Source organism: Sphingopyxis sp. 550A (assembly GCF_053569535.1).
The window spans coordinates 441,948-459,254 of the sequence record NZ_CM131615.1 but is presented as its reverse complement, the minus strand read 5'-3'; the positions used below and the strand labels follow the sequence as shown (position 1 = coordinate 459,254).

Annotated in this window: 20 protein-coding genes; 14 read left to right on the top strand and 6 right to left on the bottom strand. The window is 66.9% G+C overall.

All coding sequences use genetic code 11. The annotated features are described in order from the left end of the window. Positions 1-72: 72 nt before the first annotated feature. Positions 73-672, bottom strand: coding sequence for a TIGR02466 family protein (locus tag ACVENA_RS02150; protein WP_449327434.1), 600 nt, complete (start codon positions 670-672; stop codon positions 73-75). A 44-nt stretch (positions 673-716) separates the two neighbouring features. Between ACVENA_RS02150 and ACVENA_RS02145 the strand changes: the two genes are divergently transcribed. Both ACVENA_RS02145 and ACVENA_RS02140 read left to right on the top strand, forming a co-directional pair. Beyond that, positions 717-1,637, top strand: coding sequence for an SMP-30/gluconolactonase/LRE family protein (locus ACVENA_RS02145; protein ID WP_449327433.1), 921 nt, complete (start codon positions 717-719; stop codon positions 1,635-1,637). A gap of 19 nt (positions 1,638-1,656) precedes the next feature. Further along, a complete protein-coding gene (locus ACVENA_RS02140) occupies positions 1,657-2,343 on the top strand; it encodes a VIT1/CCC1 transporter family protein (RefSeq protein WP_449327432.1) in 687 nt (228 codons plus the stop codon). On the opposite strand, the gene ACVENA_RS02135 is transcribed toward ACVENA_RS02140, so the two are convergent. Then, the gene (locus ACVENA_RS02135) at positions 2,340-2,723 is read right to left on the bottom strand and encodes a DUF488 domain-containing protein (protein ID WP_449327431.1); all 384 of its coding nucleotides are present in this window, start codon (positions 2,721-2,723) and stop codon (positions 2,340-2,342) included. The two genes, ACVENA_RS02140 and ACVENA_RS02135, sit on opposite strands and share 4 nt — an antisense overlap. A gap of 53 nt (positions 2,724-2,776) precedes the next feature. On the opposite strand from ACVENA_RS02135, the gene ACVENA_RS02130 reads away from it, so the two are divergent. Next, complete coding sequence (locus ACVENA_RS02130; RefSeq protein WP_449327430.1) at positions 2,777-3,880, top strand: DUF2855 family protein; 1,104 nt, start codon at positions 2,777-2,779, stop codon at positions 3,878-3,880. A gap of 44 nt (positions 3,881-3,924) precedes the next feature. After that, positions 3,925-4,575, top strand: a complete 651-nt coding sequence (locus ACVENA_RS02125; RefSeq protein WP_449327429.1) for an HAD-IA family hydrolase — start codon at positions 3,925-3,927, stop codon at positions 4,573-4,575. Between the two features lie 126 nt (positions 4,576-4,701). On the opposite strand, the gene ACVENA_RS02120 is transcribed toward ACVENA_RS02125, so the two are convergent. Next, positions 4,702-5,514 carry a universal stress protein gene (locus ACVENA_RS02120; protein ID WP_449327428.1) on the bottom strand — a complete coding sequence of 271 codons (813 nt, stop codon included), beginning with the start codon at positions 5,512-5,514 and terminating at the stop codon, positions 4,702-4,704. A gap of 56 nt (positions 5,515-5,570) precedes the next feature. After that, positions 5,571-6,479, bottom strand: a complete 909-nt coding sequence (locus ACVENA_RS02115) for a LysR family transcriptional regulator (protein ID WP_449327427.1) — start codon at positions 6,477-6,479, stop codon at positions 5,571-5,573. Between the two features lie 91 nt (positions 6,480-6,570). On the opposite strand from ACVENA_RS02115, the gene ACVENA_RS02110 reads away from it, so the two are divergent. The 5 genes from ACVENA_RS02110 to ACVENA_RS02090 are packed head-to-tail and all read left to right on the top strand — an operon-like array spanning position 6,571 to position 10,831. Further along, positions 6,571-7,281 (top strand): CoA transferase subunit A, encoded by a 711-nt coding sequence (locus tag ACVENA_RS02110; protein ID WP_449327426.1) that lies wholly within the window; start codon positions 6,571-6,573, stop codon positions 7,279-7,281. Beyond that, positions 7,278-8,177: an HAD family acid phosphatase gene (locus tag ACVENA_RS02105; protein ID WP_449327425.1), complete on the top strand. Its 900-nt coding sequence runs from the start codon at positions 7,278-7,280 to the stop codon at positions 8,175-8,177. Before ACVENA_RS02110 ends, ACVENA_RS02105 begins: the two co-directional genes overlap by 4 nt. Continuing rightward, positions 8,177-8,821 carry a CoA transferase subunit B gene (locus ACVENA_RS02100; protein ID WP_449327424.1) on the top strand — a complete coding sequence of 215 codons (645 nt, stop codon included), beginning with the start codon at positions 8,177-8,179 and terminating at the stop codon, positions 8,819-8,821. The genes ACVENA_RS02105 and ACVENA_RS02100 overlap by 1 nt, the downstream gene beginning before the upstream one ends. Before the next feature lie 7 nt (positions 8,822-8,828). Next, a complete protein-coding gene (locus tag ACVENA_RS02095) occupies positions 8,829-10,109 on the top strand; it encodes a serine hydrolase domain-containing protein (RefSeq protein WP_449327423.1) in 1,281 nt (426 codons plus the stop codon). Positions 10,110-10,150: 41 nt separating this feature from the next. Beyond that, the gene (locus ACVENA_RS02090) at positions 10,151-10,831 is read left to right on the top strand and encodes a glutathione S-transferase N-terminal domain-containing protein (RefSeq protein WP_449327422.1); all 681 of its coding nucleotides are present in this window, start codon (positions 10,151-10,153) and stop codon (positions 10,829-10,831) included. A 126-nt stretch (positions 10,832-10,957) separates the two neighbouring features. Here the strand turns inward: ACVENA_RS02090 and ACVENA_RS02085 are convergent, their stop codons facing one another. Next, positions 10,958-11,476 carry a sterol desaturase family protein gene (locus tag ACVENA_RS02085; protein ID WP_449327421.1) on the bottom strand — a complete coding sequence of 173 codons (519 nt, stop codon included), beginning with the start codon at positions 11,474-11,476 and terminating at the stop codon, positions 10,958-10,960. A gap of 208 nt (positions 11,477-11,684) precedes the next feature. Here ACVENA_RS02085 and leuC point away from each other — a divergent pair, with 208 nt between their 5' ends. The 5 genes from leuC to ACVENA_RS02060 all read left to right on the top strand — a co-directional run bounded on the left by leuC (position 11,685) and on the right by ACVENA_RS02060 (position 15,473). Next, a complete protein-coding gene (leuC, locus tag ACVENA_RS02080) occupies positions 11,685-13,115 on the top strand; it encodes a 3-isopropylmalate dehydratase large subunit (protein WP_449327420.1) in 1,431 nt (476 codons plus the stop codon). Beyond that, the gene (gene leuD / locus ACVENA_RS02075) at positions 13,112-13,708 is read left to right on the top strand and encodes a 3-isopropylmalate dehydratase small subunit (protein WP_449327419.1); all 597 of its coding nucleotides are present in this window, start codon (positions 13,112-13,114) and stop codon (positions 13,706-13,708) included. Before leuC ends, leuD begins: the two co-directional genes overlap by 4 nt. 108 nt (positions 13,709-13,816) lie before the next feature. Beyond that, complete coding sequence (locus ACVENA_RS02070) at positions 13,817-14,812, top strand: NADPH:quinone oxidoreductase family protein (RefSeq protein ID WP_257547897.1); 996 nt, start codon at positions 13,817-13,819, stop codon at positions 14,810-14,812. A 65-nt stretch (positions 14,813-14,877) separates the two neighbouring features. Next, a complete protein-coding gene (locus ACVENA_RS02065) occupies positions 14,878-15,087 on the top strand; it encodes a DUF167 domain-containing protein (RefSeq protein WP_306998059.1) in 210 nt (69 codons plus the stop codon). Between the two features lie 86 nt (positions 15,088-15,173). Further along, entirely contained in the window at positions 15,174-15,473 is a 300-nt protein-coding gene (locus ACVENA_RS02060; RefSeq protein WP_257547895.1) for a hypothetical protein, read from the top strand. A gap of 30 nt (positions 15,474-15,503) precedes the next feature. Here ACVENA_RS02060 and sdhA read toward each other — a convergent pair whose 3' ends face one another. Continuing rightward, positions 15,504-17,306, bottom strand: a complete 1,803-nt coding sequence (sdhA, locus tag ACVENA_RS02055; protein ID WP_257547893.1) for a succinate dehydrogenase flavoprotein subunit — start codon at positions 17,304-17,306, stop codon at positions 15,504-15,506. Position 17,307 lies beyond the last annotated feature (1 nt).

The window sequence follows — 17,307 nt, the reverse complement described above, 5'->3', positions numbered from 1 at the left end:
CGGGTCGAATGAGGCCGGTGGTTGGAGATTGCTTCGCTTCGCTCGCAATGACGGGTGCGATATAGGAACGCCTCAGCGATAGTTAAAGCTGATACTAATCCGCTCGCCCTTCCCGGCGTTCGGCATCACCTCATGCCGCAGCCAGCTTTCCCACAGGAAAACGCGCCCCGCGGCAGGCTCGGCATAGATGAAGGGGTGCAGATGCTCGGGCGCGTCGTCGGTGCGGCCGGGCGCGGCCATCAGCATCGGCAGGCGGGGGTCCTCAAGCTTGAGCGCCCCCGATCCCGGCGGAACCGCGACGTAGAAGGTACCCGATACGATGCTGTGCGGATGGATATGCCCGCTGTGGGTGCCGCCGGGTTTCAGGATGTTGACCCACAGGCTGTCGAGCTTCAGCGGCTTCGCGAGGTCGAAATGGCACGCCTTGGCGAAGGCTTTCACTTCCTTGTCGAGCAGGCGCTTGAGGTCATGGAAAGCGGGATCGCGCTCGGGCAGGTCGCCGAGGCTCGCATAGCTGGTATAGCCCTTATAGCCATGCTCGCGGCTCCACGCGCGCCCCGCGCGATCCTCTTCGGCGAACAGGCGGCAGCTTTCCTCCAGCTCTTCGAGCAGTTCGGGCGTGCCGATGTCGGCCTCGTAAAAATGTGTGGCGAAGAGCGTGCGAACGGGCATGATGGGCGCAAAGCACAGCAGCAGCGCGAGAGCAAGGAGAGAGCATGGCCGAGTTTGAACTGATCGCCGACGGATTGCGCTTCCCCGAGGCGCCGGTCGTGATGGACGATGGCAGCGTCATCGTCGTCGAGATCGAGCAGGGGCGGATCACGCGCTGCTGGCCCGGCGGCCGCAAGGACGTCGTCGCGACCCCCGGCGGCGGTCCCAACGGGCTCGCGATCGGTCCCGACGGCAAGCTTTATTGCTGCAACAACGGCGGCTTCCATTATGTCGAGGCGAACGGCTATCTCGCCCCGCACGGCATCGCGAGCGACTATTCGGGCGGGCGGATCGAGCGCATCGACCTCGGCACCGGCGAAGTCGAAACCCTCTACAAATCGGGCGACCATGGCGTGATCCTGCGCGGGCCGAACGACATCATGTTCGACACGCATGGCGGCTTCTGGTTCACCGATCACGGCAAGGTCGACTATGCGAAGCGCGCCCACGACATCGTCGGTATCTTCTATGCCAAGGCCGACGGCAGCTTCATCGAGGAAGTGATCTTCCCGTCGAACAACCCGAACGGCGTCGGCCTGTCGCCCGACGGCAACACGCTCTATGCCGCCGAGACCTACACCTGCCGCCTGATGAAATTCAACATCATCGCCCCCGGCAAGGTCGACGATGCGGCGGGGCCCGGCGGGCCCGGCATCCCGCTCTATCGCCCCGCGGGCTATAAATTCTTCGACAGCCTCGCGATGGAAGCGAACGGCAATATCTGCGTGGCGACCATCGGCGAATGCGGGATCAGCGTCGTCTCGCCCGAAGGCGAACTGGTCGAGTTCGTCGAGACCGACGATATCTTCACGACCAACATCGCGTTCGGCGGCGACGACATGCGCGACGCCTATCTGACCCTGTCGGGAAGCGGACGGCTGGTGAAGACACGCTGGGCGCGGCCGGGGCTGAAGCTACAATATTGACGGAAGGCAACAGGGGATCATGCACCGCGAAACCCATGCCGTCGCGCGCATCGGCTGGCTGCGCGCCGCGATTCTCGGCGCGAACGACGGGATCGTCTCGACCGCCAGCCTCATCGCGGGCGTCGCGGCGGCGGGCGCCGAGCAGGCGTCGATCCTCGTCACCGGCACCGCGGGGCTCGTCGCTGGGGCGATGTCGATGGCAGCGGGCGAATATGTCTCGGTCAGCTCGCAGCGCGACGCGGAGAAAGCCGACATCGCGACCGAGCGGCACGAACTGGCGACCGACCCGGCGTTCGAGCTCGAGGAGCTGACCCAAATCTACCAGCAGCGCGGACTCGACCGCGCGCTCGCCGAACAGGTTGCGCAGGCGCTCACCGACCATAATGCGCTCGACAGCCATTTGCGCGACGAACTCGGTCTGACGCACGAGGCGCGGGCGCGGCCGGTTCAGGCGGCGGCGGCTTCGGCGGCGAGCTTTTCGGTCGGTGCGGCGCTGCCGCTCGCGACGCTGTTCGTCGATCGCGGCGCCTCGTTGCCGTGGACGGTATCGGGGGCTTCGCTGGTCTTCCTCGCGCTGCTCGGCGCGCTCGGCGCCTGGGCGGGCAATGCGCCGATGCTCCGTCCGGTCGTTCGCGTCACTTTCTGGGGCGCGATGGCGATGGCCGCGACGATCGCGATCGGATCGCTGTTCGGGGCGGTCGGCTAGCGCTTTTCCAGCCATTCGCGGAGCGCGACGGCGTTGTTCCGCTGCTCGTCCTTCGCGGCATAGAGCAAGGTCACCGGCCCCGCTTTCGCCGCGGCGTCCAGTTCGGCCAGTGCCGCCGCGATCTCGTCGCCGCCGGCATCGAGTTCGGCGAAATATTCCTTGCGAAAGGCCGCCCAAGCCGCGTCCGAATGCGCGGTCGCATGATGGAATTCCTCGCGCATCGCGTCGGTCGGCGACAATATTTTCAGCCACGCCGTCAGCGCGGCTTTCTCCTTCGACACGCCGCGCGGCCACAGCCGGTCGACGAGGAAGCGCGCGCCATCGGATTTCTCCGGCGGCTCGTAGATGCGCTTGACCGCGATTGTCAGTCCCTTCGCCATCTGCAAGACTATCGGCCAAGGCCGAGCGTGCCGCAAGCGATAAGGAGGGAAAAATGACCGACGCCTGGGCGATCGACATCGACCGCGACGATATCGCCAAGGCGGCGCTCGTCGCCGATCCTGCCGCGCCGCTCGCGTCAGGCCAGATCCGCGTGACGCTGGACAGCTATGCGATGACCGCGAACAACATCACCTATGCGGTGTTCGGCAAGCCGTCGGGGCTGTTCGGCAACGATCAGGGCTATTGGGACTTCTTCGCCGAGCGGGACGCGCCGGGGCGCCTGCCGGTCTGGGGCTTCGCGACCGTCACCGAAAGCGCCGCCGAAGGCATCGCCATCGGCGACCGCTTCTACGGCTATTATCCGATGGCGCGCGAGGCGGTGCTGACCGCGGGTAAGGCGGGTCCGGGCGGCTTCACCGACGTGACGCCGCGGCGCACCACGCTGCCCCAGATCTATAATCACTATCAGCGGATCGAGGCGCTGGAGGGCTATCGTGCCGCCGACCATGATTATTGGCCGGTCTTCCGCCCGCTGTTCCTGACCGGCTGGCTGATCGCCGACCAGTTCGAGGACGAGGGCGATTATGGCGCCGCGCAGATATTGATCGCGAGCGCGTCGAGCAAGACCGCGATCGGCCTCGGCTTTTCACTCGCGCGGCGGCAGGGCCCGCGTCCGCGGACGATCGGCCTGACCTCGAAAGCGCATGTCGCGGCGCTGACCGAACAGAAGATCTACGACCGCGTGATCGCCTATGACGACATCGCGGCGCTCGACTCTGGCACCTCGTCTGCACTCGTCGACATGGCGGGCAACGGTGCGGTGACGCAAGCGGTGCATGGGCATTTCGGCGACAATCTGAAAGCCTCGATCATCGTCGGCAAATCGCATTGGGATGCCGAGGCCGGCGAGACGGCGCTTCCCGGACCCGAACGACAGGGCTTCTTTGCCCCCGGCCGCAGCCAGAAGCGGATCGCCGACTGGGGCGGCGCGGCGTTCGGGCAGAAGACCGCCGCGGCGTGGCTCGGCTTCATGGACGTCGCCCCCCGCCTCGCGCGCATCGACAAGCGGAGCGGCGGCGAGGCCGCGCTCGGCGCCTATCGGGACATGCTGTCGGGCCGCGCCGATCCCAAGGCGGGAATCATCGTCGAGCCCTGAGCACACTGGTTGACGTTAACGTCAATCTGCGCTCTAGCCGCGCCATGTCTCGCTATACCCATGTCATCTTCGATTTCGGCGGCGTCATCACCGCCTCGCCCTTCGAAGCCTTCAACCGGCTGGAGGAGGAACGCGGGCTACCGCGCGACTTCGTCCGCCGCGTCAACAGCGCCGATCCCGACGGCAATGCCTGGGCGAAATTCGAGCGGGCCGAGATCGACGCAGCGGCGTTCGACAGCCTGTTCGCGGAAGAAGCCCGCGCGCTGGGGCACAAGCTCGAAGGCGAAGCGGTGCTCGCGGTGCTCGCCGGTGCGATACGCCCCGCAATGGTCGCGGCGCTCGACACGCTGAAGGCCCGGGGCTTCACGATCGGCTGCATCACCAACAACGTCCCCAGCGGCAAGGGCGCGGGAATGGCGCGCAGCGAAGCGATGGCGGCGGAGGTCGCCGCAATCATGGCGCGCTTCGACCATGTCATCGAATCGAGCAAGGTCGGCGTCCGCAAGCCCGACCCGCGCATCTATCAGATGATGTGCGAAGCGCTCGGCACCGAGCCCGCGACCTGTATCTATCTCGACGACCTCGGCATCAACTGCAAGCCGGCGAGCCAGCTCGGTATGCACGCGATCAAGGTGACGAGCGGCGAACAGGCGCTCGCCGACCTGTCGGCGGCGCTGGGGATTATGCTGCCCTGAAGAGCAGGTTTATGAAAAGCCCCCGTGCTCCCGCGAAGGCGGGAGCCCATCTCCGGTTTGTGCAAGAAGGAGCCGGCGGATGATGGGTCCCCGCCTTCGCGGGGACACACGGTTTTCGCTTCAGGCCTAATGCGCCAGCAAGAGCGGCACCCGGCCGCTGGTCAGCAGATAGCGCGTCACACCGCCGAAGATCGTCTCGCGCAGCCGGCTGCGGCCGAAGGCGCCCATCACGATCAGCCCCGCGCCCAGCGCCAGCGCTTCCTTTTCGAGCCGCTCCTCGACCGTGTCGCCATCGCGCGCGACCGCCTTCAGTTCGGCGTGGATGTCGTGGCGCGACAGATAGCGGAGCGCATCGGTGGCAGGGACGTCGCCCTCTTCATCACCGACGGTGACGAGAACCACCGGCCGGCCGCCGAGCAGCGGGATCGCAGCGCGTAGCGCGTGCGCCGCCTGCGCGCTGCCGTTCCACGCAACCATCGCCGGGGTATCGGCGTCGAACGCCTTCACCCCGTGCGGCAGCGCCAGCACCGGCGTCGTCGCGGTCACGGCAAGATCACCCGCGAGCATCGGCGGCGGGCTGCCGCGCCGTTCCTCCTTCGCGGGCGGCAGGCTGACCACCGTCAGATCGGCGAAGGTCGCCGCCCCGGCGAGCGCGCCGACGATATCGCCATCGGCCATCGCGATGTCCCACGGCACATCCTCGCCCGCGAGCCGGTCGGCGAGCCGGCTTTCGAGCGCGATGTCGTCGGCCTGCGCCGCGGCGAGCGCCTCGGCGGCGAAATAGGTGCCGCCGAACGGGTCGAAACTGACGAATTGCTGGAGCGGCGTCGCGATCAGCAAGGTCGCATGACCCTGAAAGCGGCGCGCAAGATCGAGCGCGACCTGCAGCCGGTCTTCGCAGGCGGAATCATTGTCGGCATGAACAAGTATCGAGCGCATGGGAGCCTCCTTTGGCCGTCCGATATGCAGGATAATGCACCACGAGGCGCGACGGTTCATTGACCGGCGTCAAGAACCGGCGCGATGCGCAGGCGCGCGGCCTGCTCGAAGATGCGGACCAGCACCGGCTCGGTATCGGCGACGCGCATCGCGACGTGGAACTCGACCGGCGCCGGCGGCGGCATTCCGGCGAGTTCGACGAGCGCGCCGCGCGCGACCTCGCCGCGCACCATCGGCTCGGGGAAGATGCCGACGCCGCCGCCCGCCAGCGCGATGTCGATCATCATCCGAGCGTTGTTGCAGAGGTTGAGCGAGCGCGGCGCTATGCGCGAAGCGTCGATCGCATCGCGCATCCGGCCGTGGATCGGCGAATGGCTGGCGAGCGACCAGACCGGCACGGGCGGCGCCTCGCCGCCCACGCCGAAGGCCGCCGCGACGTCCGGGCTGGCAAGCCACACCAGCGCCACCTTGCCGATCGGACGCGACATCAGCGCCGGGTGCGCGACCGGTCCCGCGGCGAAGGCCATGTCGGTGCGGCCGGTGAGCAATTGCTGAATCAGGTTCGCGGTCAGGTCGATCTCGATTTCGAGGCCGACGCCCGGCATCTCCTCCTTCAGCGCCGCGACGAAGGGCGGCAGGCAGCTTGCCGCCGCGATCTCGCCCGCGCCGATCCGCACCACCCCGCTCGCCTCGGCAAAACCGCCGCTGCCGAGCAGCGCGCGTTCCATGTCGCGGAGCAGCGGCGCGCAGTCGCGCACCAGCTTGCGGCCCGCCGGGGTCAGCGACATGGTGCGCCCGTCGCGACGGAACAGCGCCGAGCCGAGCCGCTGCTCGAGCTCGCGCATCCGGGCCGACACCGCGGGCTGGGTGGTGTTGAGCCGCTCGGCGGCGGCCGAGAAGGTGCCGAGCCGGTCGATCCAGAGCAGGGTTTCGAGATGATAGAAGGCAATTCTATTGATCGACATTGCTTATCAATAAGCTAAAATCACTATGATTAGAATTGATATGTCAGATGCGCCAATGTCGCGCGCGATCACTTACCAAGGAGGCTGTTTCATGGGGAACAAGCGCTATTCCGACGCCGCTGCCGCGCTCGACGGACTGCTTTTCGACGGAATGCATATCTGTGCGGGCGGCTTCGGTCTGTGCGGCATCCCCGAACGGCTGATCGACGCGGTTCGCGATTCCGGGGTCAAGGAGCTGACGATCGCGAGCAACAATGCCGGGATCGACGGCGAAGGGCTCGGCAAGCTGCTCCGCACCAGACAGATCAAAAAAATGATCTCCTCCTATGTCGGCGAGAACAAGGAGTTCGAGCGGCAATATCTGGCGGGCGAGCTGGAGGTCGAATTCTGCCCGCAGGGCACGCTCGCCGAACGCTGCCGCGCCGGCGGCGCGGGCATAGCGGGTTTCTATACGAGGACCGGCGTCGGCACCCTCGTCGCTGAAGGGAAGGAAGTGAAGAGCTTCGACGGGCAGGATTATATCCTCGAACGCGGCATCTTCGCCGACCTCGCGATCATCAAGGGATGGAAAGCCGACGAAAGCGGCAACCTGATCTTCCGCAAAACCGCCCGCAACTTCAACCAGCCGATGGCGACCGCTGCGAAGATCTGCGTTGCGGAGGTCGAGGAGATCGTGCCGACCGGCAGCCTTGACCCAGACTGCATCCACCTGCCCGGTGTCTATGTGAAGCGCATGATCGTCGGCGCCCCCTACGACAAGAAGATCGAATTCCGCACCGTGCGTCCGCGGGAAGCGGCATGATGCGCGGCCTTGCCTTCGCCGCCGGCCTGCTGCTCGCGGGCTGCGCCTCGACCACGGCGCAGACCTCTCCGAAGCCGCTGAGCGCCGACGTCATCGCCTCGCAGGTCGGCGAAAAACCGACGCCGACGTCACCGCCTACGGGCCAGCAATGGCTCTACGGCTCGGCCGAGAGTGCGGTCGCGTCGGTGCAGGTTTATCGCTCACTTGTGTCCTATGTGCGCGCGGTCGCCATCTCGGCCGCGCCGCACAAGCAGGTCGTGCTCGCGGAGGGATCGACGCCCGCCGCGCCACGCTTCGACGATTGCGGGCAAAAGCCGCTCGCGGCGGTGTTCGATGCCGACGAGACGCTGATCTGGAACATCGGCGCGATGCGCTACATGGCCGAGCAGCACAAGGATTTCGACCCCGCGGTCTGGGACCAGTGGGAAAAGACCGGCGCGGGCAAGGCGGTGGCGATGCCCGGGGTGATCGACGCGGTGAACATCATGCGCGGCGCAGGGGTGACGGTGATCGTCAACACCAACCGCACCACCGCCAATGCCAAGGGCACCGAAGACACGCTGCGCGCCGCCGGACTCGGCGAATATAAGCATGGCGAGACTCTGTTCCTGATGGGCGACACCCCCGACGGCGCGAGCAAGGACGGACGCCGCGCGCTGATCGCCTCGCGGTATTGCGTGATCGCGATGGGCGGCGACCAGCTCGGCGATTTCGCGCAGGCGTTCAACGCGCACGGTCTGTCGGTTGCCGATCGTAAGACGCTGGCGACCAGCGGCCCGATCGCCGAGCTGTGGGGGCATGGCTGGTTCCTGCTCTCAAACCCGGTTTACGGCCCGTCGATTCGCGGCGGCTTTGCCGACATCTTCCCCTCCGACAAGCAATGGGAGCCGAAATAATGGCCTGGACGCGTGATGATATGGCGGCGCGGGCCGCGCAGGAGCTGGAGGACGGCTATTACGTCAACCTCGGAATCGGCATTCCGACGCTGGTCGCGAATCATGTGCCCGCGGGGATGACGGTGACGCTGCAGTCGGAGAACGGGATGCTCGGCATCGGCCCCTTTCCTTTCGAGGGCGACGAGGACCCCGACCTGATCAACGCAGGTAAGCAGACGATCAGCGAGCTGCCGCAGACCGCCTATTTCGGGTCGGAGCAGAGCTTTGCGATGATCCGCGGCGGCCATATCGACCTCGCCGTGCTGGGGGGCATGGAAGTCGCCGAAAACGGCGATCTCGCCAACTGGATGGTGCCCGGCAAGATGATCAAGGGCATGGGCGGCGCGATGGATCTCGTCGCGGGGGTCAAGAAGATCATCGTCGTGATGGAACACACCGCCAAGGACGGCGGCGCGAAATTCATCCCGGCGTGCACCCTGCCGCTGACCGGCAAGAATGTCGTCGACATGATCATCACCGACCTTGCGGTGTTCAAGCGCGACGATCACGCCAGCCGGTTCCGGCTGATCGAACTCGCGCCGGGGGTGACGGCGGAGGAAGTCGCCGCTAAGACCACGGCCCAATATGAGGTCGCGATCCCATAACGAGTCGATGAAGCGGGTTTTCGTTTTTCTGGCCGCCGCCGCGCTGGTGGCGGCCGGCTGGTTCGGCGTGCGCGCCTTTGGCGGCAGCAGTCCTCCGCTCGCCAGCGTCGCGATCCCGATCAAGGCCCCCGAGGAACTGCCCGACACGCCCGACAAATGGCGCGGGCGGATCGACTATCGCGCGCTCGACAGCCAGCTTTCCGCGCTGGCGCAGCGTCCCGAAATGGCGGGCCTCGCTGTGGCGGTGGTCGAGAACGGCAAACTAAGCTTCGTGCGCACCTATGGCGTCGCCGACAAGGCGACCGGCGCCCCGGTCACGCCGCACACCCTGTTCCGCTGGGCCTCGGTCTCCAAGACCGCGACGGGGGCGATGGCGGCGGCGCTCGCCAGCGACGGCGCCGTCGATCTCGACCGCCCGGTCGCCGACTGGCGCACGTCGCTGCACCTGCCGGGCGGCGCCGAGGCGCATGTGACGGTCGCCGAGCTGCTGTCGCAGCGCACGGGGCTCACCAAGAACGCCTATGACGAGAAATTGGAGGAGGGTCAGGATCCTGCCCTGCTCCGCGCGAATCTCGCCGCCGCGCCGCTGCAATGCGAACCCGGCACCTGCCACACCTATCAGAATGTCGCGTTCGACACCTCGCACGAGATATTGGCCAAGGCTGCGGGCAAACCCTTTCCCGACGCGGTCGAGGATCGATTCTTCCTGCCGCTCGGCATGGTCAGCGCGGGCTATGGGATGAAGCGGCTGACGGGCGCCAAGGACTGGGCGCGGCCGCACAATGGCGCCCACGTGCGCCCGGTCAAGGAAGCCTATTGGCGCGTCCCCGCCGCCGCGGGGGTCGAGAGCGACATCGTCGATTTCGCGACCTGGATGCAGGCGATGATGGGCAGCCGCCCCGATGTGCTGCCCGCCGCGGTGCTGCAAATCGCTCACCGCCCGCGTGTCGGCACGGGGCGGCTCTATGGCGGCACGCTGCGGCAGGCAATCAGCAATGCCTCCTATGGGATGGGCTGGCGGAACTTCACCTATGACGGCCTGCGGCTCGAAGGCCATTCGGGCGCGGTGGCGGGCTATCGCGCGACGATGATTTTCGAACCGGCGACGCGGACCGGCGTCGTCGCGCTGTGGAACAGCGACTGGGGATTTCCCTTCCGCATCCCCTTCGCGGCGATCGACAGCTATCACGGGCGCCCCGATGCGGGCTGGCTCGACCTGAGCAAATTGCCCGCGGCGCCGGGCGGGGCGGCGCGAACTGCCGCTGTCGCCCAGCCCACCAAGGGATAGGGCGGAACGGCTCATCCCAATCGCCGCAGAGGAGCCAAGGCATGTATGAGCTGATCACCGCCAACCGCAATTATTCGAGCTGGTCGCTGCGGCCGTGGGTGCTGATGCGCGCTCTCGGCATCGCGTTCGAAGACCGGATCGAGCCCTTCGCCGCGCCGGTCAATTACGATGCCTTCCGAGGCTTTTCGCCGACCGGGCAGGTTCCGGCGCTGCGCCACGAGGGGCGCACGATCTACGACTCGCTGGGCATCACCCTCTATCTGGCGGATCGGCACGAGGGCATCTGGCCCGCCGATCCCGACGCGCGTGCCTGGGCGCAATGCGCGGCCGCCGAGATGCACAGCGGCTTTTCGGCGCTGCGAGGCGACTGCACGATGAACGTCGGGGTGCGGGTGACGCCGAAACCGATGTCCGACGCCCTCACCGCCAATGTCGCGCGCGTCCGCGAATTGTTCGAACAGGGCCTCGCGACGTTCGGCGGGCCGTGGCTCGCGGGCGCGGATTTCTCGGCGGTCGACGCCTTCTTCGCCCCGGTCGCCTTTCGCATCCGCACCTATGGCCTCGACGTCGGCGGCGGGCAGGCGTGGGTCGACCATATTCTGGCGCATCCGGCGATGATCGAATGGGAGCGGCAGGCGCTCGCCGAAAGCTGGCGCGAGGAAAGCCACGAGGCGGAACTGGCGGCGGCGGGGATGGTTACCGCGGATTACCGGACCGCCTAGCTATTCTGTCTCTGCGTCGTTTCGAGCGGAGCCAGAACATGATCATTTTTGACTAAATCGTCATCCCGGCGAAAGCCGGGATGACAGGATAAGGAAGGTAGTGTTTCAGGCTAACCCGATCGCGATCTATTCCGTCAGCGCCTCGCGCACCACCGCGATCCCCGCTTCGCGCTGCGCCCTCAGCTCGGCCTTCAGCTTCGCCGGATCGCGCGCGAGCACGAAGCCGAAGCTGACCCCGCCTTCCTTGCCGAGCGTCGCATGGTGGAGCTTGTGCGCCTGCACCAGCCGCTTGGCGTAGCCGCGCCGCGGCACCCAGCGGAACCAGCGCTGGTGGACGAGCCCGTCGTGGACCAGCGTGTAGATGATCCCGTAAAGGAGGATACCGAGCCCGATCCACGTCCCCGGCTCCCACGCCGCGGCGCCGCGGATCATCGGGCTGCCGGCTGCAAACATCGCTATGCTCATCGCGGCGCCAACGAGCGCGAACAGGTCGTTCTTTTCCAGCATCCCGTCATGCGGCTCGTGATGGTCGCGGTGCCACGCCCAGCCGAAGCCGTGCATGATATATTTGTGGCTCGCCCAGGCGACGCCCTCCATCGCCGCCACGGTGGCGAGGATGAGGGCGAGGATGGCAGGGGTGGACATGGGCGGATTATAGGCCGGTCACAGCAGTCGCGCCATCATCTCCTCGTCACTCCGGACTTGATCCGGGGTCCCGCTTATCACCGCTGCAAAAGCGGGATGCCGGATCAAGTCCGGCATGACGAAGAAGGGGGAAGCAAACACGACCGAAAATTGCGTTTTTCTTCGCCACCGACTTGCAAAGTTGTGCGGCTGATCTAAGTGAACCCGCATGACTCGGCCCCGCACCCTTTATGAGAAAATCTGGGACGCGCATGTCGTCGAACAGCGCCCCGACGGTACCGCTCTGATCTTCATCGACCGCCATCTCGTCCATGAAGTCACCAGCCCGCAGGCGTTTGCGGGGCTTCGCGCGAGCGGGCGCACGGTGCGCCGTCCCGACCTGACGCTCGCGGTGCCCGACCATAATGTGCCGACGACGGCGCGGCTCGACGCGGCCGGCAACAAGCTGCCGATCGCCGACCCCGAAAGCGCGGCGCAGCTCGCGGCGCTGGAGAAGAATGCGCCCGAATATGGCATCCGCTATATCGACGCGGCCGCGCCCGAACAGGGCATCGTCCATGTCGTCGGGCCCGAGCAGGGTTTCTCGCTGCCCGGCACGACGATCGTCTGCGGCGACAGCCACACCGCCTGCCACGGCGGCATCGGCGCGCTCGCCTTCGGCATCGGGACGAGCGAGGTCGAGCATGTGCTCGCGACGCAGACGCTGTTGCTCCAGCCGTCGAAGACCATGGAGGTGCGCGTCGAGGGCGAGGTCGGCCCCGGCGTCACCGCGAAGGACATCATCCTTTACATCACCGGCACGATCGGCGCCGCGGGCGGCACCGGCCATGTCATCGAATATACCGGCAGCGCGATCCGCGCGCTGTCGATCGAGGGCCGGTTGACCGTCAGCAACATGGCGATCGAGGGCGGCGCGCGCGCCGGACTGATCGCGCCCGACGAAACGACCTTCGCCTATCTGAAGGGTCGCCCCTATGCGCCGAAGGGCGCCGACTGGGACGCCGCAGTCGCTTACTGGAAAAGCCTCGCGACCGATCCGGGCGCGACTTACGACAAGACCGTCGTCATCGACGCCACCGACATCGCGCCGAGCGTCACCTGGGGCACCAGCCCCGAGGATGTCGTGCCGATCACCGGCGTCGTGCCCGATCCCGCGAGCTTCGCCGATCCCTCGAAGCAGGCCGCCGCCGCCAAGAGCCTCGCCTATATGGGGCTCGAACCCGGCACGCGGATGCAGGATGTGCCCATCGAAAATATCTTCATCGGCAGTTGCACCAACAGCCGCATCGAAGACATGCGCGCCGCCGCCGCGATCGTCAAAGGCCGCAGGAAGGCCGACAATGTCCGCTGGGCGATCGTCGTCCCCGGCTCGGGCCTCGTGAAGGCGCAGGCCGAAGCCGAGGGGCTCGACCGCATCTTCACCGACGCGGGGCTCGAATGGCGCGAGCCGGGCTGCTCGGCCTGCCTCGCGATGAACCCCGACAAGGTGCCCGCGGGCGAACGCTGCGCGAGTACGAGCAACCGCAATTTCGTCGGCCGCCAGGGCCCCGGCAGCCGCACCCACCTCGTTTCGCCCGCCATGGCGGCGGCGGCGGCGGTGACCGGCCGGCTCACCGACGTCAGGGAGCTGATGGCATGACCCCGCTGGAAAAGGTCGAAGGCCGCGCGATCCCGTTCGGGCTCAAGAATGTCGACACCGACGTCATCATCCCGGCGCACTGGCTGAAGACGACGACGCGCGAAGGCATGGGGCGCGGCGCGTTCGAGAGCCTGCGCGTCGACCCCGACAATCTGTTCGACAGCGCCGAATATAAGGGCGCGCCGATCCTGATCGCGGGCGACAATTTCGGCTGCGGGTCGAGCCGCGAACATGCGGCATGGGCGCTCGGCGACCTCGGCATCCGCGTCGTCATCGCGCCGTCCTACTCCGACATCTTCTCGGGCAATGCGGTCAAGAACGGCATTCTCCCCGTCGTGCTGCCGCAGGCCGCGATCGACCGGCTGATGGAGGTCGCGGCGACCGATCCCGTCCATGTCGACCTCGACACCCAGACGGTGACGACGCCCTTTCAGGACCGCTTCACCTTCGAGATCGACCCCTTCCGCAAGATGTGCCTGCTCGAAGGGCTCGACGAGATTTCGCTGACCGAAAAGAGCGACGCGGCGATCGGCGCCTATGAAGCCAAGCTCGACGCCGACCGTCCATGGATGCGCCCGGTCGCCGTCTCATGAATTAGCGGCACCGGCCCGCTCCCCCACCGGCCTCCCATAGGTTGCTATCGTTGGGGAGGCCGGGTGGGGGAGCGGGCCGGTGCCGCCACAACAAAAAGGAGAAGGAAGATGAAGGCTCTCTTGTCGACCGCCACCGGCGGCCCGGAAACGCTGACCCTAGGCGAGCTGCCGCGCCCCACCGCGGGCAAGGGCCAGATCGTGATCGATGTGAAAGCCTGCGCGGTGAACTTCCCCGACGTGCTGATCATCGAGGATAAATATCAGTTCCGTCCCGAGCGCCCGTTCGCGCCGGGCGGCGAGGTCGCGGGACTGGTCGCCGAGATCGGCGAGGGCGTGACCGGGTTCAAGGTCGGCGACCGGGTGATCGCGGGCTGCGGCAACGGCGGCATGGCCGAGGCGGTCGCGGTCGGTGTCCACAATGTCTATCACCTGCCCGAGGGGCATGATTTCGCCGAGGGTGCCTCGCTGCTCATGACCTATGGCACCAGCATCCACGCGCTCGTCGATCGCGGGCATATCGCCGAGGGCGACACGTTGCTCGTGCTCGGCGCGTCGGGCGGGGTCGGGATCGCCGCGGTCGAGCTCGGCAAGGCGTTCGGCGCGCGCGTCGTGGCCGGGGTGTCGAGCGAGGAAAAGGCCGCGATCGCGCGCGAGGCCGGCGCCGACGAAGTCGTCGTCTATGGCCGCCAGCCGTTCGACAAGGACCAGTCGAAGGCGCTTGCGAACCGGTTCAAGGAAGCGGTTGGCCCGAACGGCGCCAACGTCATCTACGATGCGGTGGGCGGCGACTATGCCGAGCCGGCGCTGCGTTCGATCGCGTGGGAGGGGCGCTATCTGGTGGTCGGCTTCCCCGCGGGCATTCCGCGGCTGCCGCTCAACCTGACGCTGCTCAAGAGCTGTGACGTTGCGGGCGTGTTCTGGGGGGCGTTCGTGATGCGCGAGCCCGAGCGCAACCGCGCCAACATCGCGCGGCTGTTCCAGCTTTGGGAACAGGGCAAGATCAAGCCGCGCGTCACCGGCACCTATGCTCTCGCCGACGGCGGTCAGGCCATCGCCAAGCTCGGCGACCGCAGCGCCGTCGGCAAACTCGTCGTCACCCCCTGAAATACCGGCCCGATCCCGCGCTGACCGCGGCGCTGCGCGACCTCGCGGCGTCGGGCCGGGTCGAGGTGCGCGTCACGCCGGGCGCCAGCCGCGACGAAGTGAAGATTGTCGATGGCGGCGTGCAGCTCCGCGTCACCGCGCCGCCTGCCGACGGCGCGGCGAACGAGGCGGTGATCGCGCTGCTCGCCGCCGCGCTCGGCCGGCCGCGCCGCGATCTGACGCTGCTGCGCGGCGCGACGGCGCGGATCAAGCTGATCGGCGTTGCGCTCGACTGATCGCATTCCCAGCAGCGAATTAACCCTTTATCAGGGGCTGGGCCTTATGGCCGGATGCAGGACTGTAGGGACCGCAGGTACTGACGATGGCAACGCGCCGGCCGAACAATGATGGGCAAGCCGCGAGTCTCGCGAATATTTCGCGCACCCGCCGCGCACAGCTCGTCGCCGAGTTCGAGGGTGAGCTCGGCATCGATCACAAGGCCCGCGCGCTTGCGGCCTATGAGGCCAAGCGCTGGAAGGTCATCAAGACGATCATCGTCTGGACGATCGCGATCATGTTCTTCACCATCGCCTGCCACAAATTGTGGCTGATGGGCCAGGACGTCGACAAGCCCTTCACAGACCTCGATCCGGTGAAGAGCATCTTCGGCCGCAGCGAATAGAATCGCCTCGGCGCACGCCGAGGCCCGCGATCAATACACCCGCGCCTTCGGCTTGATATATTCCGCGTCGTCCGACAGCGTATATTCGTGGACCGGGCGGTAATCGAGGCGGACGGTGCCGCCCTTGCCGCCCCAGCCGTCGAACCAGCTGATCGTGTGCTTCATCCACGTCTTGTCGTCGCGGTTCGGGAAATCCTCGTGCGCGTGGGCGCCGCGGCTTTCCTTGCGGTTGAACGCCGAATGCATCGTCACCGTCGCCTGCGCGATCAGATTGTCGAGCTCGAGCGTTTCGATGAGGTCGGTGTTCCAGATCAGGCTGCGGTCGGTGACATGGATGTCGTTCATCCGCTCGTAGGTCTTGGCGAGCTTTTCCTTGCCCTCGGCCATCAGTTCGTCGGTGCGGAACACCGCCGCGTGCTGCGACATCGCGCGCTGCATTTCGATGCGGACCTCGGCGGTCGGCGAACCGCCGTTCGCATTGCGGAAATGATCGAGACGACCAAGCGCGAGGTCGGCGCTGTCCTTCGGCAGCGGCGCCTGCGCGGCGCCGGGAGTCACCAGTTCCTTCAGGCGATGGCCGGTCGCGCGGCCGAACACCACAAGGTCGATCAGGCTGTTCGAGCCGAGGCGGTTCGCGCCGTGGACCGACACGCAGGCGGCCTCGCCGACCGCGAACAGGCCGGGGACGACCGCATCGGGATCGCCGTCCTTCAGCGTGACGACCTCGCCATGATAGTTACAGGGGATGCCGCCCATATTGTAATGGACGGTCGGCACCACGGGGAGCGGCTGGCGCGTCAGGTCGACGCCCGCGAAAATCTTGCCGCTCTCGGTAATCCCCGGAAGCCGTTCGTGGAGCACCGCCGGATCGATATGGTCGAGGTGGAGATAGATATGGTCCTTGTGCGGACCGACGCCGCGGCCCTCGCGGATTTCGAGCGCCATCGAACGCGACACGACGTCGCGCGACGCCAAATCCTTCGCCGACGGGGCATAGCGTTCCATGAAGCGCTCGCCCTCGGAGTTGGTGAGGTAGCCGCCCTCGCCACGCGCGCCCTCGGTGATGAGGACGCCCGCGCCATAGATGCCGGTCGGGTGGAACTGGACGAATTCCATGTCCTGGAGCGGCAGGCCGGCGCGCAGCACCATGCCGCCGCCGTCGCCGGTGCAGGTGTGCGCCGAGGTGGCGGTGAAATAGCAGCGGCCATAGCCGCCGGTCGCGAGCACGACCGCCTGGCTGCGGAAGCGGTGGATGCTGCCGTCCTCCATGCACAGCGCGATCACGCCGCGGCACACGCCGTCTTCCATGATCAGATCGAGCGCGAAATATTCGATGAAGAAGTCCGCGTCATATTTCAGCGACTGCTGATAGAGCGCATGGAGCATCGCGTGGCCGGTGCGGTCGGCCGCGGCGCAGGTGCGCTGCACCGGCGGGCCTTCGCCCATATTCTGCATATGGCCGCCGAACGGGCGCTGATAGATGGTGCCGTTGGCGTTGCGGCTGAACGGCACGCCGGCATGTTCGAGTTCGTAGACCGCGGCGGGCGCCTCGCGCACCATATATTCGATCGCGTCCTGGTCGCCGAGCCAGTCGGAGCCCTTGACGGTGTCGTACATATGCCATTGCCAATGGTCGGGCGTGTTGTTGCCGAGGCTGGCGGCGATGCCGCCCTGCGCCGCGACGGTGTGGCTGCGGGTCGGGAACACCTTGGTGATGCAGGCAGTCTTGAGCCCCGCCTCGGCGCTGCCCATGGTGGCGCGGAGGCCCGAACCGCCGGCGCCGACGACGACGGTGTCGTACGTGTGGTCGATGATCTTATAGGCTTCGGTCATG